Annotated in this window: 1 protein-coding gene; it reads left to right on the top strand. The window is 54.9% G+C overall.

Features of this window, described 5'->3' with window-relative positions; genetic code table 11:
* The coding region (locus G7G_RS0122210) for a permease (RefSeq protein WP_010443725.1) at positions 1 to 831 on the top strand (831 nt) is incomplete at its 5' end.
* Positions 832 to 992 lie beyond the last annotated feature (161 nt).

Here is a 992-nt window from a genome sequence, read left to right as displayed (position 1 = left end):
ATCGCCAGTGGAGCAGACACCCACATTGCAGGCGTGTTCGAAGGCAAGACTCTTCGGACGGTTGTGGCCGCATCTTTGATCGGGGCCATTACGCCAGTTTGTGGTGTCACCGTACTGCCATTGATGGCTGGGTTGTTGGCTGCTGGCGTGCCGCTTGCCCCGATCATGGCGTTTTGGCTGTCATCCCCGATCACAGACCCTGCAATGCTCGCAACGACGGCTGCCACTTTGGGATTGAGCTTTGCAATTGGCAAAACGTTCGCAGCATTCGGATTGGGTGTGTTCGGAGGGGCGGTTGCCAGCTTATTTGCCAAAGCACCTTGGTCATTGTACGCGCTTCGCAACAATGGTCTGGCACGCCAATTGAGCGCTGCGCGATGTGGCAATTACCAAACCTTCGATCCATGCGTTTGGAGAACTCAAGCGCGTCGGCATTCATTCAGCAAACAATTCTGGGCGACGGCACGACTTATCTCAATCTGCCTGATCCCTGCCTTTGCGGCCGAATACGCGTTGAATGCTGCTCTGACCCCAGGAATGCTTGCGGCTTACGTAGGCGAGGATCAATGGTGGGCCATACCCGCTGCGGTATTTGTTGGCGCCCCAGCCTATATCGATGGCTACGCCGCACTCCCTCTAACGCGCGGACTGATTGACAACGGCATGTCTGAAGGCGCCGCCATGGCCTTTTTGGTTTCAGGTGGTGTGGTCAGTATCTGGGGAGCAATGGCCATCGCCCCGGTTCTCAAACTGAAGCCATTCTTGCTCTATCTTTTGCTTGCCATTTTGGGATCTCTCGCCGCGGGATATGCTTTTGGGTGGATCGCCTGACCGCACATGAGAACTTGAGCAGGTATCAGCAAAGCACTATTCCAATCCGTAATTCGGCCATAGAACCGTTGCCGAGGAAAACGAAGGCTTTTGGCTCGTTCGGCTAAATCGAATAGAATGCACGTCACGGCCTTCCGCAGAATTTGGGCTTCAGAAACTGG

Source organism: Ruegeria conchae, assembly GCF_000192475.1.
GTDB classification, from domain to species: domain Bacteria; phylum Pseudomonadota; class Alphaproteobacteria; order Rhodobacterales; family Rhodobacteraceae; genus Ruegeria; species Ruegeria conchae.
This window is presented reverse-complemented; position numbering and strand designations above follow the sequence as displayed.